Source organism: Thomasclavelia sp. (assembly GCF_017889095.1).
Taxonomy (GTDB): Bacteria; Bacillota_I; Bacilli_A; order Erysipelotrichales; family Coprobacillaceae; genus Thomasclavelia.
This window is the reverse complement of sequence record NZ_JAGHEW010000069.1, coordinates 1-4,393: the sequence shown is the minus strand read 5'-3', so window position 1 is coordinate 4,393 and position 4,393 is coordinate 1. Positions and strand designations below refer to the sequence as shown.

General features: G+C 26.2%; 3 protein-coding genes and 1 pseudogene. All 4 read left to right on the top strand.

From position 1 onward, the window contains the following. A pseudogene (locus tag J7M77_RS03065) lies at positions 1–371 on the top strand (acetylglutamate kinase); the annotation flags it as partial. A gap of 94 nt (positions 372–465) precedes the next feature. Next, the gene (locus J7M77_RS03060) at positions 466–3,081 is read left to right on the top strand and encodes a hypothetical protein (protein WP_296875877.1); all 2,616 of its coding nucleotides are present in this window, start codon (positions 466–468) and stop codon (positions 3,079–3,081) included. Between the two features lie 260 nt (positions 3,082–3,341). Continuing rightward, on the top strand, positions 3,342–3,497 hold the full coding sequence (locus J7M77_RS03055) for a hypothetical protein (RefSeq protein ID WP_296875875.1): 156 nt from the start codon (positions 3,342–3,344) through the stop codon (positions 3,495–3,497). A 345-nt stretch (positions 3,498–3,842) separates the two neighbouring features. Further along, positions 3,843–4,393: NAD(P)/FAD-dependent oxidoreductase (locus J7M77_RS03050; protein WP_296875873.1), on the top strand; the 551-nt coding region annotated here is incomplete at its 3' end.

The following is a 4,393-nucleotide window of genomic DNA, read 5'->3' as shown; positions in this document are numbered from 1 at the left end:
TGCCCAATGATATTCAAACTGAAGATGAAAATATTTTAGCTGAAGATGTAGCTCGAGAAATAGCAGTTGATCTTAAGGCTGATAAATTGATTTTTATGTCTAAAGATAAAGGATTATTTGATGATAGAGGAGAAATGCTTTCCATTATGTCACTTGATGAGTTGATTGAATATAATCGAGGACATGAACAAAGCGGGTATTTGGATTTAAAAGTAAAAAATACGATTGAGGCTATCAATGGCGGCGTTCATCGGGTACATATTATTGATGGTTTTATTGAACATAGTATTCTAGTGGAATTATTTAGTATCAATGGGATTGGAACGGCAATTTTAGATAGTTTAGATAATTTATATAAACATGAACAATAAACAGGAGCTTTCCTGTTTTTTTATATAACATGGATAACTATTGTTTTATTACCTTACTTTTTAGTAAAATAAAGATAAAGAAAGAAGGGATAAAATGATAATTATTGATAAAGATCATTTACCATTAGAAATAGTTAATGATGAAAGTGCATTCGATGAAACTACTTTTTTCTTATTAAAAACCAATAAATTATTAGCTGATGATATTGATAATTATTTTAAAAAATATCATAAACCACTAGATCGAAAAGAGTTAAAGAAAAAATATGAACAATATGAATTATATTTTTACGAATATGATAAAAGAAATGCAAAAATCATTAATAGTCCATTTTTACGTAATTATATCCGTGATTTAAAAAGAAAAACTAATTTTAAAGTTAGCATTAATAATGCCAAAAACGTTATTAGTCATTGTATTATTTCTATTATTGTTGAAGCGAGTGAAAGATGCTGTCAAAATTTATTAAAAGAAAAATATATTGATTTATTTGAAGCAACCTTGACATCTAAGCATTTAAAAGACTATTTTGATGATATGATGACTACAATTATTCAGGTGTTTGCTGATGATAATATATATGTTTATAATTCACCAGAATATGCAAAATTTACACTCTATCGTAGATGGCATGGAAAATATCTAATTGAATTAAATCAAGAAAATCCAAATTACGATAAACTTGTTAAAATAAAAGAAAAATTAGATGAATTTAATCAGTTAGATTTGACTGTGATAAAAGGTAAAACACTGGTTTTATTGGAAAAACTACGAAAAAGTAGCGAGGAACTGCTAGTTGCAATGACAAGAGAACCGAATGTAAATAGTGGAAATAGTACTGATAAAATGTATCAAGAGGTTTTTGATAGTGCCAAAACACTATTACAAACTGAAAAATTAAATATTCAAGATGATGAAGTATCTAATTTTTTAAATAGTATAGTTGAAACAGATGAGGATAAAAAAACTACTAATTTGCTTATCGAAAAATTTAAAGAATACTTCCCAACTAATTCTACTGGTTTTAAAGATTATCATGAAGAAATCAGACTACTTAATCAATACTTAAATTATCGTAAAGACGATGATCTTTCATTTTTCGATTATTTATTTTTAACGATATTTATTACCAATATTGCTTTTCAAACAGATAATAAATTAAAAATATTACTAAAAGCAGAAGAAATATATGAACATTGTGATAAACAAGTTTATGAATTGTTTAATCTATTAACTTTTAATTTATGGCACTGTAATGATGAAAAACGATGGTTAAAAAGAATTCAGGCTTTTGATGAAATTATTGCTACATCACCTGACTGTTATGAAACATTCTTAGATCTTAGAGATGCAGAGATTGACTATTCAATCGAATTTACACCACTTGATCGTTATTATAATGATAAAGTAGGAGCTGTTTTGATTAATCTGGATATTAATGCCGTGGCTAGAAAGTTAAGAAAATTAATTCTTGATGATTACGATGATTATGATATTATTGTAGAAAATAAGAAGTTTACGACCCTTTATGAAAATAAAGATTTGGATTTTACTGATTTTGATACCTTAAATAAATTAGCGGATTTATTTATCTTAAGTTATTTAAAAGATCGCAGATATTTAGCATCATTTACCCCATTTAAAAGAGAGTTTAATAATCTCTATTTTGATTTTGGTGAATTATCACATACAATTCAATCATTTATTGAAAATAATTTAGAGGGAAGAAAAACTGGAACTGATCAAGATATTGAAATACTAAATGATTGTAAACAGCTATATAATAATATTTTAGAAAAATACAATGAATTAGATGATCCTAGCGAGTTTATTTATTTAGATGATTTTGAAATAATCATGCGCTCACTAGGCAAAACAAAATATTTTTTCAATCCGTTACCAAATTATCAAGAGATGCTAATTAATAATCGAACTATTATCATCAATTATTTATATCTAAATGATGTTGATGAATTTAAAAAGCTTGATTTTAAAGAACAGCTAAATAAAATAGCGAATCTTTGTTATATTAATAATTTAGTGACAACGATCATTGATCAAGGAAAATATATGCCTAAAAAAGATCAGATTGAACAAGATGAATATATTAGTTCTTTAAAAGATACGATTGGAAAAAAAGAAAAAATAATTAAAGATCAAAAAAATCAAATCAAACGGCTATCTAAACAAACAATGATTCCAGTAAAAAAGAATCAAGATACAAAATTATTGGAACAAGAACTAGATTATTATAGACAAGAAATTTCAACCTTAAAAAAGCAATTAAATTCAAAGGAACAAAAAATCACCAAACTGAAAAAGAATCAGCAAGAATTATACAAATTACGAGAATTAGTTTTTAAAATGGAAAATCAATCAATTGAAAATAATAATTTACCGATTGATTTAAATGAAGTAATTAAAAATAAAGATATCGTAATTATCGGAGGACATATCAATTTACGAAAAAAACTAAGAGAAAAATATCCATCATTAATATTGTTTTCAAAACAAAATGCGATTAATGAGGCCGTTTTAAAAAGAGCTGATCATGTCTTTATTTACTATAATTTTATGACTCACGATATGTATAATCGCGCTGTTTCAGTATTATCACGTAACAATATTGCCTGGGATTATATCCCTTATACTAATTTAGAAAAATCAGAACAATTAATATACCAAATTCTAAATAAAAATAGGAGATAAGTATAATAAAAAGATTTAAAGAATACGTAAAGAAACTAAATTGTAATCAAATTGAAGCAATCATTCAAGAACGTTATAATGTGCCTACTAATAAATTAACATACGAACAATAAATGATTATGTTAATATCGTAATTAAAAATACGCTTGAATTGCCAGTTGAAAACAATGACGAGGGAATGATTATTTCGTTGAAATGGAAAGAATTAGATTTTGATGAATTAAATCATTTATCTAAAGATGATTGGTATACTCGTCACTATGTTTTTGGTACTGACTAGAAAAAATTTAGGAACGTATTATTATTTTGAAGATGATTTTTTTGAATCTATCGAACCAATAATTCATGACATGATTGCTTTTGGAAATAATGCTAAAGAATGTTTAGAAAATGAAAAAAGTATTTTAAAATGTTAGATAAAAGATGTGAAGATTTAATGAATTTAAAAAGCACGATGCTATATTTAAAGAACATGAAGATGAATATCATTTAGCAATGAAGCAACTAATCAAAGATAATAATGATCATCTAGCAAAAGTAATCGAACAAAAGAAATTAGAAATTACTGATAAATGATAATATTTATAGCTTTTAAATTAAATAGTGGTTATAATTTTATTGTAAGTGTATGTATAGATGTTAAGTTATTCAAACCTCACTATTTATTCACATTTGTGAATAACGTGAATAAATAGTGAAGTTTGGTATCTATAGTAAATAGTTTTAATCAATTTAAACAATAAAATTAGGAGGAAATTAAAATGTATGATGTGATTATTATTGGTGCTGGCCCTGCTGGTATTAGTGGAGCTATTTATGCTGTAAGTCGCGGCTTGAAAACATTAGTGTTAGAAGCAAATAAAGTAGGCGGTTTGATTGGTAAAGTATCTACAGTAACTCATTATTGCGGTATTATTGAAAATGAAACTGGTGCAACCATTGCATCAAGGATGGAAGCTCAAGCTAAAAATGCTGGCGTTGAAATTGTTTTTGAACAAGTGCTCAAAGTTAATTTAGCTAAAGAAATAAAAGAAGTAGTAACTTTAAAGAAGACATATCAAACTAAAAAAATCATTATCGCTAATGGAACAACACCTCGTAAATTGGATATTCCAGGTGAAGAACTAGCAAAAACTAATGCTGTCAAATATGGAGCTGATTATCAAGAAAAACATATTTATGTTGTTGGTGGGGCTGATGGAGCTGTTAAAGAAGCTTTATATTTAGCTAAATTTGCCAAGAAACTAACGATTATTCATTTTGAAGAAAAGTTAGGATGTATTGCTGAATTTAAACAGAAAATTAAACAAGC

Bases quoted from the DNA above. Each gene is read 5' to 3' on its own strand.
- J7M77_RS03055 (WP_296875875.1), top strand. From the start codon at position 3,342: ATGTTTTTGGTACTGACTAGAAAAAATTTAGGAACGTATTATTATTTT.
- J7M77_RS03060 (WP_296875877.1), top strand. From the start codon at position 466: ATGATAATTATTGATAAAGATCATTTACCATTAGAAATAGTTAATGAT.